The organism is Streptomyces kanasensis, from assembly GCF_043077165.1.
GTDB classification, from domain to species: domain Bacteria; phylum Actinomycetota; class Actinomycetes; order Streptomycetales; family Streptomycetaceae; genus Streptomyces; species Streptomyces changanensis.
On record NZ_JBIBSF010000008.1, the window covers coordinates 71,846 to 92,977 of the forward strand.

Annotated in this window: 9 protein-coding genes; 1 reads left to right on the forward strand and 8 read right to left on the reverse strand. The window is 77.2% G+C overall.

The genetic code is table 11. The annotated features are described in order from the left end of the window. Nucleotides 1-21: 21 nt before the first annotated feature. Nucleotides 22-2,460 (reverse strand): collagenase, encoded by a 2,439-nt coding sequence (locus ACF053_RS20450; protein WP_391955196.1) that lies wholly within the window; start codon nucleotides 2,458-2,460, stop codon nucleotides 22-24. 201 nt (nucleotides 2,461-2,661) lie between these two features. On the opposite strand from ACF053_RS20450, the gene ACF053_RS20455 reads away from it, so the two are divergent. Then, nucleotides 2,662-4,053 carry an aminopeptidase P family protein gene (locus tag ACF053_RS20455; RefSeq protein WP_391955197.1) on the forward strand — a complete coding sequence of 464 codons (1,392 nt, stop codon included), beginning with the start codon at nucleotides 2,662-2,664 and terminating at the stop codon, nucleotides 4,051-4,053. Nucleotides 4,054-4,235: 182 nt separating this feature from the next. Here ACF053_RS20455 and argF read toward each other — a convergent pair whose 3' ends face one another. The 7 genes from argF to ACF053_RS20490 form a co-directional block, all read right to left on the reverse strand. After that, on the reverse strand, nucleotides 4,236-5,255 hold the full coding sequence (gene argF, locus ACF053_RS20460) for an ornithine carbamoyltransferase (protein ID WP_391955198.1): 1,020 nt from the start codon (nucleotides 5,253-5,255) through the stop codon (nucleotides 4,236-4,238). Between the two features lie 428 nt (nucleotides 5,256-5,683). Next, nucleotides 5,684-6,916: an arginine deiminase gene (locus ACF053_RS20465; RefSeq protein ID WP_391955199.1), complete on the reverse strand. Its 1,233-nt coding sequence runs from the start codon at nucleotides 6,914-6,916 to the stop codon at nucleotides 5,684-5,686. 249 nt (nucleotides 6,917-7,165) lie between these two features. Then, the gene (locus ACF053_RS20470; RefSeq protein ID WP_391955200.1) at nucleotides 7,166-10,342 is read right to left on the reverse strand and encodes a hypothetical protein; all 3,177 of its coding nucleotides are present in this window, start codon (nucleotides 10,340-10,342) and stop codon (nucleotides 7,166-7,168) included. Next, complete coding sequence (locus ACF053_RS20475) at nucleotides 10,342-12,420, reverse strand: hypothetical protein (protein WP_391955201.1); 2,079 nt, start codon at nucleotides 12,418-12,420, stop codon at nucleotides 10,342-10,344. The genes ACF053_RS20470 and ACF053_RS20475 overlap by 1 nt, the downstream gene beginning before the upstream one ends. Continuing rightward, the gene (locus tag ACF053_RS20480) at nucleotides 12,417-15,134 is read right to left on the reverse strand and encodes a hypothetical protein (RefSeq protein ID WP_391955202.1); all 2,718 of its coding nucleotides are present in this window, start codon (nucleotides 15,132-15,134) and stop codon (nucleotides 12,417-12,419) included. Before ACF053_RS20480 ends, ACF053_RS20475 begins: the two co-directional genes overlap by 4 nt. Further along, nucleotides 15,131-18,589 carry a tubulin-like doman-containing protein gene (locus ACF053_RS20485; protein ID WP_391955203.1) on the reverse strand — a complete coding sequence of 1,153 codons (3,459 nt, stop codon included), beginning with the start codon at nucleotides 18,587-18,589 and terminating at the stop codon, nucleotides 15,131-15,133. Before ACF053_RS20485 ends, ACF053_RS20480 begins: the two co-directional genes overlap by 4 nt. Before the next feature lie 45 nt (nucleotides 18,590-18,634). Continuing rightward, nucleotides 18,635-21,130: a VWA domain-containing protein gene (locus ACF053_RS20490; RefSeq protein ID WP_391955204.1), complete on the reverse strand. Its 2,496-nt coding sequence runs from the start codon at nucleotides 21,128-21,130 to the stop codon at nucleotides 18,635-18,637. Nucleotides 21,131-21,132: the final 2 nt, after the last annotated feature.

Below are 21,132 nucleotides of genomic sequence, written 5' to 3' on the forward strand. Positions count from 1 at the left end.
CCACAAGACCCGTGATCGCGTTCACCGGCGGAGCGGGCCCTCACAGGTGTAGTCGGCGCTGCCGGCCGTGCGGTCGGCCCAGACCTCCACCTCACCGAAGGAGCAGTTCATGTCGGAGAGGTTGGGCGAGGCGGGCGCGGCCCGGTCGAGGAGGAAGCGGTCGACGGTCTCCGACATGTCCCGGAAGACCCGGTCGGCGCTGCCGGCGTCGCCCAGGCGGGCGGTGACGCGGCCCGAGCAGACGAACCGGGGCATCCCCGTGTCGCCGGTGGCCGTGCAGCGCGGGTCGGCCGCGGTCGCCCCGGCGAAGGCGGTGCGCACGGCGTCGGCCGTCGTCTCGCGGAGCCGGTCGTTCGGTACGTACGCGGTGTTCGGCACGAACAGCTCGGCGACACGCGCGATCTGCCGGTCGAGGAAGGCGTCGTACCCCTGCTGGACGGCCGGGTCGCGCGCCAGCCGGCCGCGCCAGGCGTCGAAGGCCGCGGGGTCGTCGGCGCGCAGGTGGCGGTACATCTCCCGCAGCTGCGCGGGGCGTTCGGTCCACAGGTACTCGAAGAGCACGCCGGCGTAGCTGTAGAAGCGGAAGCCGTCGCCGGCGTAGGTGGCGTGCAGGATCCGGTCGACGCCCATGCGGGGGCCGCCGCCGGCGGTGTCCGCGATGACGCCTTCCACGAGCGACTTGCGGACCGCGACGCCGTCGCCGCGCGTGGCGCCGGCGAAGAACTCGGCGGTGCCCTCGTCCATGGCGGTGGTGCGGTCACCCTGGTACCAGGGGCCCTCGCCGAAGAAGCCGGGCACGGCGAACCTGCCGTTGAGGTAGTGCACGTACTCGTGGCGGAAGAGCTCCTCCAGCGTCAGCCGCGAGTCCTGCGGCACGCGCCGCTGGTAGGTGTAGAAGGTCGCGCCGCGCTCGATGTAGATGCCGCCGTTGTTCGTGTCCATGCCGGTCAGCAGCGGATGGTAGTTCTCGTAGTCGGCGCGGGAGGCGTACAGCACGACGTTCAAGGCGGTGTTGGGGTCGCCGGCCAGCGGCGCCGCGGTGCCGAGGACCCGGTGGAACTGGGCCTTGACCTGCTTGCTCGCGTAGTACAGCTGGTCGACGACGGCGCGGTCGAGGGCGGTGCGGACCTTGAGGGTGCCGTTGTCGTAGGCGTGGGTCCGCGGGAAGAGCAGGCGCTCGATGTCGTCCTTGCAGACGGCGTACGGCTTGCAGGCGCCGTAGTGGTCGAGCCAGGAGGCGAGCTTGGCCCAGGGGGCGCTGCCGCGGCCCCAGTCGGCGGTCACCGGGGTGAGGAGCGCGCCGAGGTCGGCGACGATCCGGCCGCGCAGGGACGGGACCTCCCCGAAGCGGCCGTACTCGGAGAGCGCGTCGCGCACGGTCCACTCGTTGGGCTTGCCCTTGAGGTGCGTGTGGCGCGCGAAGGCGGCGAAAGCGGCCCGGTAGGCGTCGTTGCGGGCGACGAGCGTGCGGAACGCCGTGTCGTTGTTTCCGGGGTACAGGCCCAGGTAGTTGACGGACAGGCCCGCGAGGACGGCGCCGCCCCAGGAGGGGTCGGCCGAGGTCTCGGGGTGGTACCGGTCCATGGTGGCCAGCACCCTGCGTATCAGGTCCAGCTGGGAGTGGCGCAGGCCCGGGGCGCTGCCGGCGTAGAGGGCCTCGCGGAGCGTCTCGGCGTTGGCGCGCGTGACGCGGAAGGTGCGGGCGGCCGTGCCGAAGTAGTGGATGGCGCGCCGCATGGTCTCGGCGGTGGGCGCGTCGGTGACGTCGATCTCCGTGCGCGAGAAGTCGTGGTACACGACCGCGTGGAGGTAGGTGAACATCTCCAGCAGGTGGGCGGAGTTGGTGCCGTCGTGCCGGGCGGCGAGGTCGGTGATCCGCTGCGAGACCGCCTGCACGTGGGCGTCGGACATGACGGGCGCGAGACGCGCGTCCCACGTCCAGATCAGGCCGCGCAGGCAGCCGTCGGCGGTGACGGCCGGGTCGGCGAGGAAGTCGGCGAACGCGCGCGGGGCGAGACCGGTGACGCCGTCGAGGGTGCAGGGGACGCCCGACGCCGTGGCGACGGGGGCGGTGCGCGCCGCGGTGGCGCCGGCGGTCGGGGCGCGCCCCGGGGTGCGCCCGCCGGCCCGGTGTTCGCCGGGGGCGTCGGCGGCGGGTGTGACGGGGGCGGGGGCCCGGCCGAGGCGGAGCACCTCGTCACCCGCCTCGTGCCCCTCGGCGCCCCGCGCCGCCCCGGCCGGGGCACGACCCCCGAGCGCGACGGCGCCCGGTCCGGGTGCGGGGCCCTGGAGGGCGGCGGCGCCGCGGGCGGTCAGCGGCGCCCGGTCGGCGGCAGCGGGGGTGGCGAGGGCGGTGGGGGCGGTGCCACCCAGCAGGACGGCGGTCACGGCGGCGGCGAGGAGGCCGGTGCGCAGCGGTCTGCGCCCGGCGGGGCGCGGCGGTCGGGGGTTCTGGAACACCTTTGCGGCTCCTGGTGTGTGTGGGAGGTGGCGGCCGTCCACGCCCCCTCTTCGGGCGTGAACGGCCGTGCCGCAGCGGCGCGTTGCCCACACGCTTGAGGCGTGCATGCCACTGCAATGTGAGCTGTAACATAGTAATGTGAAATTGCACTGACAACCCCTCTGCTCTCCTCCGTTCCGACGAACCCTCCGGGAGCCCCGATGGCCGACGCCCCCACCCGCCCCCGCACCGGCAGCCACGACCTGTCCGTCTCCACCGCGCTGGCCCGGTCGATGGCCCGCGACTGGGCGCCCTCGCCGCTGCCGCTCGACGCCCGGGTGACCGCCCGCGCCGTCACGCCCGCGCGCCGGGCCAGGCTGTCGGCCCGCTTCCCCGGCGAGCGGCTGGTGATACCCGCCGGCGAACTGCGCGTCCGTTCCAACGACTGCGACCACCGCTTCCGCCCGTACAGCGCGTACGCCTGGCTCACCGGCCTCACCGGGGAGGACCAGCCGGGCCACGTCCTCGTCATGGAGCCCTCCGGCACCCACGACCACGAGGCGGTCCTCTACCTGCGGCCCCGCTCGCCGCGCACCGACGACACCGGCCCCCACGGCGGCGCCTTCTACCGGGACCGGCGCTACGGCGAGTTGTGGGTGGGCCGCCGCCCCGACCTCGACGAGGCCGAGCGCCTCACCGGCATCCGCTGCGCCGACCTCGCCGAGCTGGGCGGCACCCTCCCTCCGGGGCGGGAGCCGTCCGCGGACCCGCGGCTGGCCGCGGCCCTCGCCGAACTGCGGTTGGTGAAGGACGCCTGGGAGGTCGAACAGCTGCAGCTGGCCGTCGACCACACGACGGCCGGCTTCGAGGACGTCGTCCGGGCCCTCCCCCGCGCCCTCGCCCACCCCCGCGGCGAACGCTGGATCGAGGGCGTCTTCGGGCTGCGCGCCCGCGCCGAGGGCAACGGCACGGGGTACGAGACGATCGCCGCCGCCGGCGCCCACGCCTGCGTCCTGCACTGGACGCGCAACGACGGCGCCCTCGACCCCTCACAGCTGCTGCTCCTCGACGCGGGGGTCGAGACGGACACCCTGTACACCGCCGACATCACCCGCACCCTGCCGCTCTCCGGCCGCTTCTCCCCCAGCCAGCGCCGGGTGTACGAGCTGGTCCTCGCCGCCCAGGAGGCGGGCATCGCGGCGCTGCGCCCCGGCGCCCGCTTCCGCGACTTCCACCTCGCCGCGATGCGCGTCATCGCCGAGGGGCTGGCCGAGTGGGGCGTCCTCAAGGACGCCGAGGGCGATCTGCACCGGCGCTACACCTTGTGCAGCAGCGGCCACATGCTGGGGCTCGACGTCCACGACTGCGCGCAGGCGCGCGCGGAGACGTACCTCGACGGCGTCCTGGAGGAGGGGCAGGTGCTGACCGTCGAACCGGGCCTCTACCTCCAGCCCGACGACCTCACGCTCCCGCCCGAGCTGCGCGGCATGGGCGTGCGCATCGAGGACGACCTCGTCGTCACCGCCGACGGCGCCCGTCTGATGTCCTCGGCGCTGCCGCGCAGCCCGGACGCCGTCGAGGAGTGGATGGGTGCCCTGCTCGACGCCGCGTAGGCGCCGGGCGGGTCCGGCCCCCTCCGGCCCGTCCGGAGGGGGCACGTCACGACCGGGAGGCCGCCGAGCGCCACCGGGGCCCGCGCGTCCCGCAGGCGGGCACGGCCGCGGAGGGCGAGTCGCGGGTGGCCACCCTGGACCACCGGGCCCCGGGTGTCGCGCGGCGGGCGGCCGTCGTCACGTCACGCGTGGGCGACCCGGTCCCCGGCGAGGGTGGCCACCAGGACGGCCTTGATGGTGTGGAGGCGGTTCTCGGCCTCGTCGAAGACGACCGAGTGCGCCGACTCGAAGACCTCGTCGCTCACCTCCAGTTCGGTGAGCCCGTGCCGCGCGTGGATCTCGCGGCCGACGGCGGTGCCCAGGTCGTGGAAGGCCGGCAGGCAGTGCAGGAACCTGACGTCCGGATTGCCGGTGGCGCGCAGCACGTCCATGGTCACGGAGTACGGGGCGAGGGCGGTGATCCGCTCGTCCCAGACCTCCTTGGGCTCGCCCATCGACACCCACACGTCGGTGGCGACGAAGTCGGCCCCGCGGACGCCCTCGGTGACGTCCTCGGTGAGCGTGACCCGGGCGCCGCTCCCGGCGGCGAGCTTGCGGGCGTGCGCGACGACGTCCTCGGCCGGCCAGTACGCGCGCGGGGCGACGACGCGGACGTCCATGCCGAGCAGGGCGCCGGTGACCAGGTAGGAGTTGCCCATGTTGTGGCGGGCGTCCCCGAGGTAGGCGAACGCGACCCGGTCGAGCGGCTTGTCGGTGTGCTCGGTGACGGTGAGGACGTCGGCGAGCATCTGGGTCGGGTGCCACGCGTCGGTGAGGCCGTTGTAGACGGGGACGCCGGCGTGCAGGGCGAGCTCCTCGACGGCCTCCTGGCTGTCGCCGCGGTACTGGATGGCGTCGTACATCCGGCCGAGGACGCGGGCGGTGTCCTTGACGGACTCCTTGTGGCCGATCTGCGAGCCCGACGGGTCGAGGTACGTCGTGGAGGCCCCCTGGTCGGCCGCCGCCACCTCGAAGGCGCAGCGGGTGCGGGTGGAGGTCTTCTCGAAGATCAGCGCGATGTTCCGGCCGCGCAGCGCCTGGACCTCGGCCCCGGCCTTCTTGGCCGCCTTCAGCCGGGCGGCCAGGTCGACGAGGCCGCGGAACTCCTCGGCGGTGAGGTCCAGCTCCTTGACGAAGTGGCGGCCGGTGAGGTCGGGGGCCATGGGTACTCCTGGGGTCGGGCGACGGAAAGATTTGGAAGTGTATACGACACCCGGCATTCTTATACGGCAGGAGGGCGGGGGCTCCCTCGGAGCGGTGGTGCGCCGTACGGGTACGACCCTAGGACGGGCGCGCGACCGGCGCGGCGGCGGCTCGCGCGGGTCGCGGGCGTGGTGGGGGACCGGTCCGGCCCCGGTGGCCCTCGGCGGGGGCGGTGACCCCACGCTCACCGCGCGGCCGGGGTGGGCGCGCGGCCGGGTGGGGGTCGCGCGGGCGGGGTGGGGGCGCACGGCTCACCGCGCGGCCGGGGTGGGGGTTGCACGGCTGGCCGCGTGGCCGGGGCAGGGGTTGCACGGCTGACCGCGTGGCCCGGGCGGTGGCCGCGTGGCCGGGGCCCTGGAGCCGGTGCCGGCTTCGGGGCCCCGCGCCGTCAGGCGGCGTCCCGCTCGATGGGGCAGCTCATGCAGCGCGGACCGCCCCGGCCCCGGCCGAGCTCGCTGCCGGGGATCTCGATCACCTCGATGCCCTCGCGGCGCAGGTGCGTGTTGGTCGTGACGTTCCGCTCGTAGGCGACGACGACGCCAGGCTCCACGGCCAGGACGTTGCAGCCGTCGTCCCACTGCTCGCGCTCCGCCGCGTGCACGTCCTGCGTGGCCGTCAGCACGCGGATCGAGGACAGGCCCAGCGCCCGCGCTATGGCCCGGTGCATGTGCTCCGGCGGGTGGTCGCCGACCTTCAGCACCTGGCCGCCCTCCCCCGGCTCGATCGTGTACGAGCGGAGCATGCCCAGCCCCGCGTACTGGGTGAAGGTGTCGGGCGCGACCATCGTCATGACCGTGTCCAGGTGCATGAACGCCCGGCTCTTCGGCATGTCCAGCGCCACGATCGTGTGCGCCGACCCGGCGGCGAACAGCCCCCGCGCGAGCATCTCCACCGCCTGGGGCGTCGTGCGCTCGCTCATGCCGATGAGCACCGCGCCGTTCCCCATCACCAGCACGTCACCGCCCTCGATGGTGGACGGGTAGTCGTCCTGCCCCTCGGACCAGTGGTGGAACGTTCCCGCGTCGGGGCCCGTGAAGAGCGGGTGGTGCTTGTAGATCGCCTCGAAGTGCACCGTCTCGCGCTGCCGCGCCGGCCAGCGCATCGGGTTGATCGACACCCCGTCGTAGATCCACGTGGACGTGTCGCGGGTGAAGAGGTGGTTCGGCAGCGGCGGCAGGAGGAAGTCGTCCAGGTCCATCACGTGGAAGCGGACGGAGGTCGGCTCGGCGTGGGCCGCGAGGTACTCCCGCTTCGTCACGCCGCCCACCAGCGCCTCGACGAGGCGCGGCGTCTCCATCGCGTCGAAGGCGGAGCGCAGGTGGTCGGCGGCGAGGGGGCCGTACTCCTTCTCGTCGAAGACCCGGTCCAGGACGAGCTTGCGCGCGGCGGGCAGTTCGAGCGACTCGCGCAGCAGGTCGCCGAAGAGGTGCACCTCGACGCCGCGGTCGGCCAGCACGTCGGCGAACCCGTCGTGCTCCTGACGGGCGCGGCGCACCCACAGCACGTCGTCGAAGAGGAGGGCGTCCTTGTTGCTGGGGGTCAGGCGCTTGAGCTCCAGGTCCGGGCGGTGCAGGATGACGCGGCGCAGCCGCCCGGTCTCGGAATCGACGTGGAATCCCATCCCCCCATCCTGGCCGAGCCGGGCGCCCGACGCACCGTCAGGGTCCGGACCGGAACGTGCCTTGCCGACCGGACCGGCGGGGGCAGCCCCTGGGGGATCCTGTCGACCAGGTGGGATCCGGGGGCGGTGTCCGGTGCGCGCGCCCGCACGGCGGAGGAGGAAGTCGACCCGGAGCGTCGGCGGCCGACGACGACGCCGCGAGGGCCCGTGCCGGGCGCCGCGAGCCCGAACTGATCGACAGGACGTCCCCTAGGAGCGCAGCGACACGACGACGAGCGCGGCGAGCAGCAGGACGATCACGGCCGCGCCGACCCCCACGACGACGTACGGCCGCCGGTCGTCCGGCCGCGCAGGCGCGGGCGGATCGGCACCCGTCGGCGGCGACGACCCGCCGGGGGGCCGGGGCCCCGCCCCGGACGGACGCCCGGCATCACCGGCCGACCGCCCCGGCACGCCACCGGCCCCCGTCCCCGGCTGCTCCCGCCCGGGGCTTCCGGGGGCGCGCGCGTCGGGCCGGGCGGGGCGGGGTGGCTCCGCGGCCACGGGGATGGGAGGTGCGGGCCCACCGCCCCGCCCCGGGGCGGCTCGCCGGGGAGTCGACGGAGGCGCCGCGGCTTCGCCCGACGCGCCCGCCGAGTCGGGCTCGTCAACCCGCCGCTGCCGGCCCCACGGCCCACCCGCGTCAGCCGACCCGGGCTCGTCCGCCGGCTGCGGCCGGCTCGACCGAAGCCTGTCCGACGGGCGCGGCTCGCCCGCCGGGCGCGGTGCCTCGCCGGGCGGGCGCGGCTCGCCGGGCGGGTGGACCTCGTCCGGACGGCGGGACGCGCCGCCCGGCCGGGCCCCGTCCGTCGGACGGCCCGAGGCACCCGACCGCACCTCACCCGTCGACCCCGATGCGTCATCCGAGCCGGACGTCCCACCCGGCCACGGCCCGTCCGCCGGACGCGACCTGCCCGCCCCGGGCCGGCCCGACGGGCGCGGCTCGCCGGGCGGATGGACCTCGTCCGGACGGCGGGGCGGGCCGTCCGGGCGGAGCCCGTCCGCCGGACGCGGCGCCTCCCCCGGGCGGGTCGCCTCCCCGGAACGGGACGGGGCCGCCGGGCCGAACCCTTCCCTCGGACCGGGCGCATCCGCCGAAGGAGCCGCACCGCCTGACCGGAGCTCGCCCTGCCGGGCGGACGCGTCGGCGGGGCGGGGTGTACGCGGTGCGTGGGCGGCGTCAACCGGAGCGGCATCACCCGGGGCGGCGACGCCCGGGGCGGTGTTCGCGCGCATCGGGTCTTCGCCGCCGGCGCCGCGCGCGGTGCGGTTGCCGGCGGTCCCGCCCGTACCACCACGCCGGTCCTCGCCGTCGTCTCCGTACGGGGACGGGACCCGGGTCCCGTACCCCGCGCGGTCGGGGTCCTCAGGGTCCGGTGGGGCCTCGCGCTCGCCGCCCGGCCCGCTCGTACCGCCGCCGCGCCCGTCCCGCCTCCCGTAGGCGGCCGCGTCCGGGGCGTCGGTGCCGTACGCGTACGCTTCCCGTCCGTCGCGGGCCGGTGGGGGCGGGGTCCCGCGGCCCGGGGCCTCCCGAGGCGGGCGGGGGGGATCCGCCTGCGCGGGCCCGTCGTCGCGCGGGCGCGGCGTCCACGCGGACGGCTCGGTCGGGGCGAGGGGGGCGGACGGGCCCGGCGGAGCGGGCCGGCTGGGTGGTGCCAGTGGCGCTGGTGGCGCTGGTGGGGTCGCGGCCGGTGGCCAGGGCCTGCCGCCTCCGCCACCACCGCCGCCCCCGCCCGGATCGCCTCCTCCACCATCCCCCGCGCCACCGCCCGCTCCCCCGCCGCGGCCACCCCCGCCGCCACCGCCCGGGTGCGGGGTGCGGCGGGTGCGGGCGGTGCGGTAGAGCGCCTGCCACACGGGCTCCGGCAGGCCGGGGCTCGGGTCGTCGGTGATCTGGCGCACGGCGGCGCGCGCCGCACGGTACGGGCAGACACTCAGGCGCGGCAGCAGCTCGGTGACGCGGTCCGCGAGCGCCGGGTCGTCCAGCAGGGGCCGGACCGCCCAGCGGTGGAGCGAGGCGGCGTTCGCCGCCCGCACCTCGTCGGCCGGCTGCCCGGCCCCGGCCGCCCGGTCCGTGACGAACAGCTCCTGCTCCAGCAGCACGGCGCAGAGGGCGGCGCGCTGCTCGCGGCCCCAGGCCGGCCAGCGGGCGGCGACCTCCGTCATGAGGAGTGTCAGCGCCCCGTATCCCGTGCCGCGCGTGGCGACGGCGCGCACCAGCTCGTCGTCGGGGGCGCCGGACACCGCCTCGCGGACGGAGTCCCCCGCGAACGGATCGTGCAGGAGGGCGAGCAGGTCGCCGTGGCCGGGGCCGCGCCGCGGTCCGCCCCGCCACCTGAGCGCCCGCGGCCGGTCACCGGACGGCTCCGGCCACTGCGGGGCCACCACGCGCACGGCGGGCGGGGCCGGTGGGGCGGGCGGGCGGCCCCGGAGGGGGGCCGGGGGCGGGGCCGGGGGCGGGGCGGGGGGCCGGCGCGGAGGCCGGTCCAGCGGCGGCAGGCCGGTCAGGGCGGCCTCGGCGAGGGCCAGCAGCGTGGTCGGCCCTGCCTGGACGGCCCGGTGGCGGTCGGCCGCGCGCCGCAGGGCCTCGCCCACCTCGTACCCGTCCCGCAGCTGGTGGTGGACGAGGAGCTCGGCGACGGACTCGGCGTGGTCGCGGGAGCGGTCGGCCGGGTCGACGCGCCGCCGGGCGCCGTTCGCGGGGGCCTCGCCGGGCCAGCGGCTGACGAAGACGAACCGCAGCTGGTCGGTCTCGGCGGTGTCGTGCGTGGCGAACGTCCACCGCCGGGAGACCTGGCCGCCGAAGAGGCCGTGCAGCCCCCACAGCACCCGGCACGCCGCCTCGCCCGACGGGTCGAGGAAGGTGAACCCGGCGCCGGGGTGGCGCAGGAACGCGGCGACCGCTCCGGTCAGTTCGCGGCGGACGCCGTCGAGGTCGGCGGTGAGGAGCCGCTGCCCCTCGTCCGCCGCCGGAAGCAGCGCGGCCTCCGCGACGGGCGGGAGGGCGCCCCGCACCTCCGCCAGGGGCAGGTCGCCGCCCGCCCAGGACCAGGGGTGCAGGCCGAGGCAGGTCGCCGGGTCGAGCACCGTGGCCGGGCCGACCAGGGCGTGGCAGACGGTGCTCGCGCGGCCGCCGGCGTCGCGCCACGGCGCCCGGTGCACGAGCAGCGCCTGGTCGCCGCTCTCCAGCCGGAGCAGGGCGGGTGCGGTGGCCTCGCCGGTGGCCCGCAGCACCGGCCCGGTCCTGCGGAAGACGGCGTCGGCCTGCTCGGGGGTGCACGAGCAGGCGACCGGGCCGAAGCCGGTGGTGCCGGAGAGGTTGTCGGTGTCCCAGCGGAAGACGATCTGGTCGACCAGCCGGTCGTGGGGAGCCGTCGGACGGACCATCAGATGCCCACCTCTCCCGGGTCGGTCCCCGGCAGGAGCCCGCACATGGCGAAGAGCGACAGCAGGGGCGCGAGGACCCTGCGGGGCCGGACGCCGTGCGGGAAGCGGTCGTCCCGCGCCTGCCCGCCGGTCGCCGCGACGAAGTGCAGGGTGCAGCGGGCGCAGTCGTCGAAGGGCCGCAGCCAGGCGGCGGACGCGTGTTTCGCCAGGAAGGCGTGGACGTCGCGGCTCTCGGCGTGGACCTCGTCCGCCCGGTACGCGGGGGGCAGGGTGCGGCCGAGCCACTGGTCGACGGCGGGTTCGACCCGCACGAGGTCGCTCTTGTTGACGGCGACGACGGCCGGCGCGGCGACGTACGGGCCGTGGTCGCGCGGGACGCGGTTGAGGACGGTGGTGAACGCCTCGTCGCCGAGGTCGCGCCGCCGCAGCCCGTTGAGCGCCCGGACCGGGTCGAGGGACGGCAGGCGCAGGGACCGCAGCGGGTCGACGACGAAGACGAACGCGTCGACGCCCGTCAGGAACCGGGTGACCTCCCCGTCCTGCGCGAGGTCCTCCCCCGCGAGGTCGAAGAAGACGACGGGCCGGGTCGGGCCCCGCCCGGTGACCAGCAACCCGTCGGCGAACCGGGCGAACGTCTGCTGCCCGGTGCGGCCGAGCTCCCGGCCCTGCTGGAGGCTCTGCACGCGTTCGCGCAGGAAGGTGCGGTGCGTGTCCGGGTTCAGCGGCAGGCACTTGAGCCCGTACGGTTCGAGGCCGCCCTGCTCGACCTCGCCGAGCATCGCCGCGAGCAGGTGGGTCTTGCCGACGCCGGAGCTGCCCACGAGGGCGATGGTGAGGGGCCGGCCGTTGGTGAGGTAGGGGGCGGGCAGTTCGTGGAGGGTGTCCTCGTCGGCGTGGGGGCACGGCTGGTAGGCGGTGCGCAGCAGGTCCCGCAGGAGTGCGGGCGGCAGTTCGCCGCTCAGGTCGAGGGGGACGCGCTCGCCCGTGGGGCCGATCGACACGAGGCGGGTGGGGTCGAAGGCGACCGGCAGCAGGCAGTGCGGGCAGAGGCGCTCCGGTGAGGTGGCCTGCGCCGCCGGCACGGGTGGCGGCGGGGGCGCCGCGGGCGGGTCGGGGTACCGGGTGGGCGCGCGGCGGGGGAACCACCGGGGGCGGGCGGCCGGCTCCGGTGGCGGTGGGGGCCGGTCCAGGCCCAGCTGGGACCGTTTGCGGGCGATCTGGGCGTCGTACTCGGCGCGGCCGCTGACCAGCGGGTCGGGGCCGTCGGCGGTGACGAGCGGGTCGGGCACGTTCAGCAGGCGCATCAGCTCGGCCGGCGTGGGCCGCCCGGCGGCCTGCGGGGCGAAGGCCCCGCCGTGGTCGAGGGCGGCGAGGCCGCGGAAGCCGGCCAGGTCGGCGGGGGGTCCCCCGCCGCGGTCCGGGCGCCCGGCGGCCAGGAAGTAGCCGACCTGGGCGACGGACCACAGGTCGTCGCGCGGGTCGGCCGTGCCGGTGCCGCGCCGCTGTTCGGGCGAGGCCCACGGCGCGGTGCCGTACGCCCCGCGCGGCTCGCCGGCGCGCAGCGCGGCGTGGGGCTCGGCGAGCCGGACGTGCCGGCCGTCCCAGCGCACCGAGTCCGGGTCGACGGCGCGGTGCACGAGCCCGGCCTCCTCCAGGAGCCGTACGGCGAGGACGAGTTGGGCGAGGACCTGCTGCTGCTCCTCGACGCCGAGGGCGCCGCCGTACGCGGCGAGCGGCTCGCCGCCGGCGATCCGGTACAGGACGAAGGGCTCCGGGGCGTCGAGGGAGTAGCCGACGACGCGGGTGAAGACCTCCCCGAACCGCTCCGGGCCGTAGCGGCGCTCGAGGGCGACGGCCGCCGCGGCCTCCCGTTCGAGGGCGGCGTGGGCGTGCGGGTCGCCGGGGGCGACGCGGTACTGCCGCACGGTCCAGTCGAGTCCGAGGGTGACCGTGCGGGTGACCCGCCCCGGGCTGCCCGGGACGTCCTCGTCGGGGCCGAAGCGGGCGGCGAAGCGGACCAGGTTGCCCTGGTGGGTGAGGAACGACAGCTCCTCGTCGGTGTGCGCGGGGTACGTCACGACGGGCCGGCCTCCTCTCCGGGCGTCTCCTCGCGGACGGTGCGGACGGCGTCGGCGCGCAGCGGTACCAGGCCGAGCACCCCGGCGTGGCGGCCGGCGGGCGTCCACACGACGTCCTCGGCGAACCCGTCCTCGCCCGCGTGCCCGGCGCGCGGTCCGGCGGGGCGGTGTTCGTCGCCGTCGGCGGCCCCGCGCCGGAACGCCTCGGGGACGAAACGGACCCGGCGCACCTCCAGCGGGTCGGCGGACAGCAGCCGCCGGTGCTGCGGCCCGCACAGCGGGACGGTCGCCTCGGCGTCGCCGGCGGCGAGCAGTTCGGCGACGCGGTCCGGGGCCACGCCGGTCAGCCGGGCGGCGTCCGGACGGTCGCCGGGCCGGGGCGCGTGCGGGGGCGGGGAGGTCGCCGCGTCGCGCACGAGGCGGTCGTGGACCTCGTCGAGGACGTCGCGCATGGGCCCGTCGAGCGGGGTGCGTCCGGCCCGTGCGGGGTCGCGTTCGAGGCGGGCCCAGCAGGGGGCGAGGATCCGGCGGGTGCCGGCCGCGAGGTCGTCGACGAGGGTGGTGACCAGGTCGGGTCCGCCGTCGCCGCGTTCGCGCTCCAGCCAGGGCGGGTCCTCGGCGGGGCCGGCCGGCTGCCAGGTCGACCAGCCCCCGTCCTCGTCGGGGTCGGCGTGGAAGGAGCCGACGGTCTCGTACGCCGGGCCCTGCACGGGCGCGACGGTCTCGTACGCCGGACCGTGTGGGGGCGCGACCGTCTCGTATGCCGGGCCCTGCCGGGGCGCGGCGGGGAAGGCGTCGACGGCCCCGGCCGTGCCCGCCGTGTCCGGTGCCGCCGTGTCCGGTGCCGGGGCGCCGTGGTGGGCGGGGCCGGTCGGTGCGGCGGGTTCGGCGCCGTACCAGCCGTCGTCGGCGGAGCTGTCGCCCCAGGTGTCCCAGTCCCACGTGTCGGTGGTGCCGTCCGGTTCGGCCGGGGGCGCGGACCGGGCCGCGGGTCCCGGCCGGGGCGCGGGGACCGTCCGGGCGGTGGGGGCCGGGGGCACGGGCGGCGCCGTGGCGTCGCCGCGCCCGTGGGCGTCGGCGGTCGCGGCGAGGCCGCGCAGCAGGAGGCCGGCCGCCCGCGCGCCGTCGGAGCAGTGGTGGCGGGCGTCGGCGAGCAGCCAGTCGTGCACGGCCGTCTCGGCCAGCAGCCGGTCCACGCCGGTGAGGACGCGGGCGGCGTAGGCGGCGTCGGTGGCGCGCCACCACGCGTCGACGGAGGCCGTCCAGTCGCGCAGCGAGAGGGCGAGGACGCCCGTGAGGGCCAGGACGGCGGCCGCTGCCCCCGCCCAGGGGGGCAGGGCGAGCGCGGCTCCGGCCACGGCCCCGGCCGCGCCGCCCGCGAGGCCGCCGAGGAGCCGCGCCGCCACCTGGGTGGTGACGGGCCCGTCGAGGTGGCCGTCGGGTGAGCGGTTGGGCCGGTGGCGCCGCATCAGCAGCCCGAGGGCCGCCGCGGCGAGCCCGGCGACGGGGCCGAGGAACCAGCCCGGGCCCGCCCACAGCCCGGCGACGAGCGCCGGCACCAGGGCGAGCAGCGCCACCGCGACCGGTGTCCCGCCCGCCCGGAACGGTGGCGGGGCGGCCAGGTGGCGCAGGTACGCCGGGTCGCACACCTCGTCGAGGCGGGCCAGGCGCGCGGCGCTGCCCGCGGGCGCGGAGCGGTCGGCGAGCGCGGCGAGCCGGGCGGCCGTGGATCGCAGGGGCAGGCGCCGGTCGAGCAGCCGCTCGGTGAGCTCGCGCAGCGCGGGCACGACCCGGGCGCGGGAGGCGGCCGGCAGGTCCGGCAGCACGATGCCGCGTTCCAGGAGCCGGGCGCGCTGGTCCGCGGTGAGCCGTACGCCGTCGGCGTCGGCGAAGGCCCCGGCGACGGTGTCGCGGTACGCCTCCAGGGCCCGGCCGAGCGCGGCGAGCCGGGCGGGCAGGTCGGCGCGGCGGGTGCGGGCTGCGAAGAGCCCGGCGGGGCCCCGCGCGAGCCGGTGCCCGGCGTGGGCGTCCTCCAGCGCGTCGTCGCAGGCCCGCCGCCGGGCGGCGGCGGGGCGGGACGGCTCCAGCCACCGGTGGCCGGCCACGGCCTCGGGGAGGGAGTCGTCCAGCAGCAGGGCGAGGTCCGGTGGGACGGCGTCGCCGGGTACGGCGCCACCGGGGGCGTCCTGGCCGGTGAGGGCGGCGAGGGCCTCCTGCCAGGCGCGGGTGCGGGCCTCCTCGGTCAGGTCGTGCTCGACGACGCGGACGGACGGCACCGCGACGTTGTGCACGACGTCGCCGAGGGAGGCCAGGACCGCGTCGAACACGTCGCGCTGGGCGAGGAGGTCGACGAGCGGGCGCAGCCCGTCGGGGTCGTCGCCGGTGTGCGGGTCGGGGAGCCACAGCACTCCGGCGGCGGGGGGCCGCAGGGTGAGCGGGCGGCTCAGGACGCGCTCGCGGGGGGAGCCGACCGCCAGGCAGACGATCCGCGCGGGGCCGTGCGCCTGGAGCCGCTCGTAGAGGAGCTGGTGGGCGACGAGCCGGGCGGCGTCGTCGACGACGAGGAAGCGGGGCTCGCCGTCGTCGTGCCGGACCGCGTCGAGCGCGTCCCGCACGGCGTCCGCGCCGGGGGCTCGGCGCAGGTCGAGGCAGACGGCGTCGGCCGGCGGACGGTGGTGGACGGGGGTCGTGGCGGTGGCGGGGCGGGTGCTCACTCCTCGTCACCGTCCATGTCCCACGGGTAGGCCGGGGAACGGGTGGGGCCGGGCTGCGCGGGGCGCGGCTCGGCGGGCGCGGGTTCCGGGGACGCGCGGCGCGGTTCGGGGGGCGTGCCGCGCTCCTCCTGCGACGTGCGGCGCGGCTCGGGGACGGCCTCGTGCCGGGGTTCGGCCTCCCGCCGGCGGCCCTCACCGGCCGGGGGCCGCTCCCCGGGGGCCGGGTACCGGTATCCCTCGCCGGGCCGGGTGCCGGGTCCGTCGTGTCCGTCGTCGGGTGCGGCGCGGGGCCCGGAGGGGCGGGGCGCGTACGGTTCGTCCTCCGCGTCCTGCCGGCGGTACCGCTCGTGGAGCGCGCGCAGCGTCGGGCGGGTGGGCCGGGCGGCGCCGTCGAAGCGCAGGGCGAGCGCGCCGGGCAGGGTCTCGGCCCAGAAGTGCCGCAGCGGGGCGAGCCACTCCTCGTCCTCGTCGCCGTACCGGCCGGTGAGCTCCTGGATGCGGGCGAGCTCGCGCGGCGCGACCTCCTCGACGAACGTCAGGAACAGCGGCGAGGGCGGCACGGGCGTGGTGGACAGGCCCTCCGGCTGGGTGCGCATCAACCGCTCGCAGAACTCCTCGATGATCGAGCCCTCGTCGAGGAGCGCGGCCCGCTCGTACGCCCGCAGGAGTCCCGCCCACCCGGAGAGCCGGCCGTCGTAGGACTCCAGGCGCAGCGACAGCGTCGCCGAGTCGCCCTCCTGGAGGCGGACGCGGACGAGGCCGGGCGAGGTGTCGCTGCCCTCGTGGACGGCGACCCTGCCGTTCCACATCGCGCACAGGAGGTGGTGGAGGATGCGCTGCCGGTCCTGTTCGGTGCTCACCAGCCAGTCGTCGTTGTGGCCGAGCCGCTGCCGCCAGTGCAGGAAGTCCTCGGCGCCCGCGGCGTCCCGCGCCTCGGACCAGAGCTTGAGGACCTCGCGGACCTCGGAGATGTCGGTGAGGCTCATGCCGCTGCGGAACAGCACCACGGTGATCGACTCGGTGTCGACGGCGCGGAACTCCTGCTCCGCGTGGGGCGGCAGGTACAGCTCCTGGGCGAGGTACTCGGCGGCGCGGCCGTCTGCCTCGCTCTCCGGGTGGGCGATGAGCACCTTGAGGGGGCCGCTGCCGTCGGGCGTGAAGCCCACGGGCAGCAGCTTGGCGAGCTGGACGCGGAACTGGTCCAGCCAGCGGCCGTCCACGGCGGCCGCGGCGTTCTCGTCGCCGGCCGCCGCGCGCAGCAGGAGGGCCATCGACGGCAGAAGGGGCCGCTCGTACAGGGTGTCGTCGGCCTCGCCGAAGAGGCGCTTCACGCGCCGCTCGACGACCTGCTTGACCTCCTTGACGGCGGCGCCGTGGGAGCGGCGCACGGCGTCCAGGGCGCGCAGCCAGTCCTCGGGCTGGACGATCGTGGCGAGGAGTCCGGCCGCGTCGGTGTTGTCGGGGAGCCGTTCGCTGCGCACGAGCCGGTCGACGACGTCGTCGTAGAAGGCGCGCAGCCCGTTCTGCGGGGGCAGCAGGTAGGAGACGCCCTTGCGGTCGTCCCGGTACAGCTCGCGGCGCCGGTCGCTGAAGAGCTTGCCCTCGTCCTCCTCGTGGGCGCGCAGGGCGCGGGCCAGTTCGTCGACCGCCTTGCGGGCCCGGGCGAGGGGCGGGCGCCACTGCGTCGCGCCGTCGCCCCAGGCCTTGTGCCACAGGGCGTTGGCGCGCCAGCGGTACCAGTCGTCCTGGTCGGCGACGGCCTCGCGGACGTCGGGGTCGCTCCAGCGGACCGGTACGAGTCCGCCCGCGCCGCCCTTGATGCGCGGCACCGGGGGTGCGGCGTGCTGGACGTGCGCGGGGCGCCGGGGTTCGCTGCCGCGGTTGCTGAGCATGCCGGCGAACCCCGCCTCGGCGACCCGGTCGGGGTGGCCGGGCAGTCCGGCGATGACGCGTTCCAGCTGGAACGGATCGACCCGGCCGAGGAGTTCGCGGGCCCCGGCGGCGGGCCGGAAGTCCTCCACGAGCCGGGGGACGTCGCGGCCGAGGTCGCGTTCGAGGCGGACGAGGAGGTCCTCCAGGTCGCCGCGCCGGTCGTGCAGGGCCTGGGTGACGGCCTTCGTGCCGCGGGGCGGCTGCTCCGGCTCGGGCGGGTCGGGGGCGCGCCGGGCCCACAGGGCGCCGATGCCGGAGCGTTCGAACATCTCCCGGACGCGGTCGCCGCCGTCCTTGGCGGGGTGGCGGGCCCGTTCGGCCATGCCGCGCACGGCCTGGGCGAGGAGGCGGGCGGCGACGATCTCGGCGAGGTCGTCCACGGGGACGGTGAGGGAGGCGGCGAGGCTGGTGGACATGGAGCGGTAGCCGATGCCGGAGCGGGCGGTCTTGGACCGTTCGACGCTCTCGTTGATGAAGCTCGCGGCGAACGACTGGTGGTCGGCGTCGGACCGGCCGCCGCCCTTGTCGTCGGGCAGCTCGGTGCCGATGAGGGACATCACCATCGCGGTGACGGAGCGGCGCAGGTCCTCGGTGCGGATCACCGACGGCTTGCTGAAGAGGAAGGCCGTCTGGACGGTGGAGGGGCGCAGCGCGACGACGGTGTCGCCGGGGTAGCGGACGCTGACGCGGGCGCGCTGCTCGACGTCGCCGACGTCCGACTGGGCGTCGGGGACGTTCTGGTCGTCGACGAGCCGCGAGAGGTCCACGAGGGAGCGGGCGGCGTTGAGTTCGGCCTCGCGGCCGCCGCCCGCCTCCGGCGGGAACGCCGACGGCATGACGACGAGCGGGTAGATCTTCACGCCGGGCACCTTCGACCGGCGGAACTCGTGCCCGATGAGGTGGATGAAGTCGTAGAAGATGCCGGCGCCGGTGCCGCCGGCCACCGAGAACGCGACGAAGACGTCGCAGCCCCGGATGCGGCCGCCGCCGAGCCGCTGGAGGTCGCCGGCGGAGTTGCCGATGGCGCCGATGGCGGTGCGCAGCGGCCGCAGGACCGGCTCCAGGCCGCTGCGCAGGGTGGCGAAGAGCGCGGCCCGGCCGACGGTGGGCAGTTGCCCGGCGCCGTTGTGGAGCGGGGCGACGCGCGGCTGGCGGGCCTGCGGCGGCAGCCAGTCGCGGGTCTCCTCGTGCAGGGCGACACGGAGCATCCGCGTCACGTCGGGCGAGCTGTCGAACTCGCCCGGCAGCAGGTCTCGGACCATGCGGGAGGTCCGCGCGTACGCGGCGCCCTCCGTGCCCTTCGCGTGGAACTGCGGCTGGCGCAGCAGCTCCGCCTCGCTGAAGTCCGCGTACACGAACTGGAGGCAGTCGGGCAGCTGGAACGGGGCGCGGCGGCCGCCGTCGACCAGGTTCGTGCCGTCCGGACCGCACAGTTCGCGGCGCAGGCCGCGTTCGAGTTCGCTGCCGATCCGTCCGCCGGTGCCGCCCAGGCCGACGAAGAGCATGGGCTGGTAGATCTTCATTGCGTCTCCCCTCGGGGCGCGGGCGCCCCGTCGTGCGGTCGTACGTCAGAAGTGCGGGTCCCAGGTGCTGTCGGTGCTGTCGGTGCGGGACCCGCGGTCGCCGTCCTCGGGTGCGGTTCCGCGGTCCCGGCCGGGACGGGACCAGGTGCCGCCGCCGTGGCCGTCCCGGGGGTCGCCGGGGTCGTCGCCGCGCTGACGGGGCACCCCGGCGCGGCCCGCGGGGTCCCGTGCGGGGCGCAGCCGGCCGAGGAAGCCGCCGGCCCCGGCCGCGGTCCGGTGGGTGTCGCCGCCGCGGCGGTACGGAGCGGTACGGGCCGTCCCGCCCGCGGACCTGCGGTCGTGGACGGCGACTTCCAGTCCCTCGTCGTCGCCGAGCGGGGCGGCCTCGCCGGGGCGCAGGGTCTGCTCACGGCCGCCGTGGGGCCGCAGGCGCAGCTCGCCGCCGCCGGTGCGGTGCAGCTGGTGGGAGCGGGACGCGCCGGGCCGGGCCCGCTGGAGCGTCGGGGCGGCGCCGCGCGCCTGCTCGACGGTGAAGCGGAACACGCCGCCCTGGGCCTGGCCGCCGCGTACGGAGAGCCGGTCCAGGGAGCGGCCCCCGCCGAGCAGTTCCAGCTCGACGCCCGCGAGGTCGCGGCGCCGGCGGCGGGCCAGGAGGCGCACGGCGACGAACGCGCCGAGGAGCAGCGCGGCGGCGGCCGCGCCGACGACCACCCGCCACCACCGCTCCCACCAGGTGGGCGGGGCGTCGACGCGGACGTCCAGGAACGCCGTGTCGAGGACGCGTGCGGTGTCGCCGGTGTCGGCGACGGTGATCTGCCCGCCCAGGTCGCCCGGGGCGGTGTCCTCCCCGACGGTCAGCGTGAACGGGACGTCGCGCCGGCTGTTGGGGGCGGCGGTGACGGTGGCCGGGTCGAGGCGCAGCTGCGTGCCCGGCGCCTGGTCGGCGAGGGCGAGGCGCAGGGTGCGCGGGGTCCGGGCGTTGTTGGTCACCGACAGGGTGCCGCGGACACTGTCACCGGGGTGCACCGTCACCCGCTCGACGGTGAGCCCGGCGACGACGTCGGGGGTGCCGTGGGAGACGCGGGCGTGCAGGGGCCGCCGGTCGGAGGTGACGCCGGGCGCCGCCATGAGCGTGGTGAGCCGCAGGGCGCCCGTCGCGGTGGCCGGGACGGTGACGGTGCCGGTGAACCGGACGTCGGAGGCGGTGGCGTCCGGCCCCTCGCCGTCGTCGGCGAGGGCGACGCGGACGGGCGGGAAGCCGTCTCCGGCGAGCTGCGCGGTCACCTTGATGCCGGCGAGCAGCGCCGGGTCGGTGATGACGACGCCGCGCCGGGTCTGCATCCGCACCTGGACGACGGTCTCCTCGCCGGGTCGGGGCGACGCCGGGTCGAGGAGGACCTCGGAGCCGAGCCGGCCCTGCCAGATGGCCCGCACGGCGACCTCCCGGTTCCGGTGCTCCGCGGGCGCCTCGACGTGGGCCCGCCAGCGGCCGGGCAGCGGGTCGGACACCCGCAGGGCCTCCACGGGGCCGTCCTGGCCGCTGAGTTCGAAGCGGGACCCGTCGAGGTCGGTCCCGGCGGAGACGCGGCGGCCGCGCGGGTCGTAGTAGGTGACGGTCACGGCCGGGTCGTGCTTGGTCACGGTGATGGTGCCGTCGGTGGCCACCGGCGGGATCGTCACGTACAGGTCGGCGGGGGGCCGCTTGGAGTCGCCCGGGCTGACGCCGGCGCAGCGGGCCGCGGCGAAGGTCTCCTGGAACGCCTCGTCGATGCCGGCCGAGTCGGCGACGACCCGCATCCGGGGCGTGGCGGCGGAGGTGTCGGCGCAGCCGGGCTGGTAGCCGCCCCGCGCCATGGCGGTGAGCGCGGCCCGGTCGATGCCGCTGCCGAAGCCGAGGGGCCAGATCTGCACCTTCTCGCGGCGGGCGCGGGCCAGTGCGTCGGTGAGCCGCTTCGCGCCGTTGGCCTGCCGCGACGTGCGGTCCTTGCCGTACTCGGGACTGTCGGCGACGTCCAGGCGGCCGTCGGTGAGGAGGAACACCACGCGGGGGGTGGCGGCGTCGCCCCTCTCGGTGAGGCGGTCGACGGCCTGGCGGATCGCCGCCGGGAAGTCGGTGCCGGGGCCGGTGCGGGCGGGGTCGCGGCGCGACAGCTGCTGGACGCAGTCGCTCAGGCGCTGGCGCCCCGCCGTGTCGGCGACGGTGGGCGGGCACACCTCGCGCACGGGCGACTGGCCGGGCTCCTCGGAGCTGCCGAAGCCGATGACCGTGGCGCGGGACCGCTGCGAGATCTCGCCCTGCACGAGGAGCGCCGCCGCCTCCACCTCGCGGGCCAGGTCCGCGGCGGAGAGGCTCTCGGACTGGTCGACGACGACGGCGAAGTCGAGGGGGTCGGCGTCCCCGGCGGGCGCCGCGGGCGTGCTCGCCGCGGCCGCCGGGGCCAGGGCCGGGGCGGGGGTCGGGGCGGGGGTCAGGGCCACGAGGCCCAGGGACAGGAACAGGGCGGCGGCCCGGCCGGCCCGTCCGGTGCTGGTCGTTCGCATCG

What these genes read in the sequence shown, in the direction of transcription:
- ACF053_RS20465 (WP_391955199.1), bottom strand. Translation starts at nt 6,916, where the DNA reads ATGGGATTCCACGTCGATTCCGAGACCGGGCGGCTGCGCCGCGTCATC.
- argF (WP_391955198.1), bottom strand. Translation starts at nt 5,255, where the DNA reads ATGGCCCCCGACCTCACCGGCCGCCACTTCGTCAAGGAGCTGGACCTC.
- ACF053_RS20490 (WP_391955204.1), bottom strand. Translation starts at nt 21,130, where the DNA reads ATGCGAACGACCAGCACCGGACGGGCCGGCCGGGCCGCCGCCCTGTTC.
- ACF053_RS20455 (WP_391955197.1), top strand. Translation starts at nt 2,662, where the DNA reads ATGGCCGACGCCCCCACCCGCCCCCGCACCGGCAGCCACGACCTGTCC.
- ACF053_RS20485 (WP_391955203.1), bottom strand. Translation starts at nt 18,589, where the DNA reads ATGAAGATCTACCAGCCCATGCTCTTCGTCGGCCTGGGCGGCACCGGC.
- ACF053_RS20470 (WP_391955200.1), bottom strand. Translation starts at nt 10,342, where the DNA reads ATGGTCCGTCCGACGGCTCCCCACGACCGGCTGGTCGACCAGATCGTC.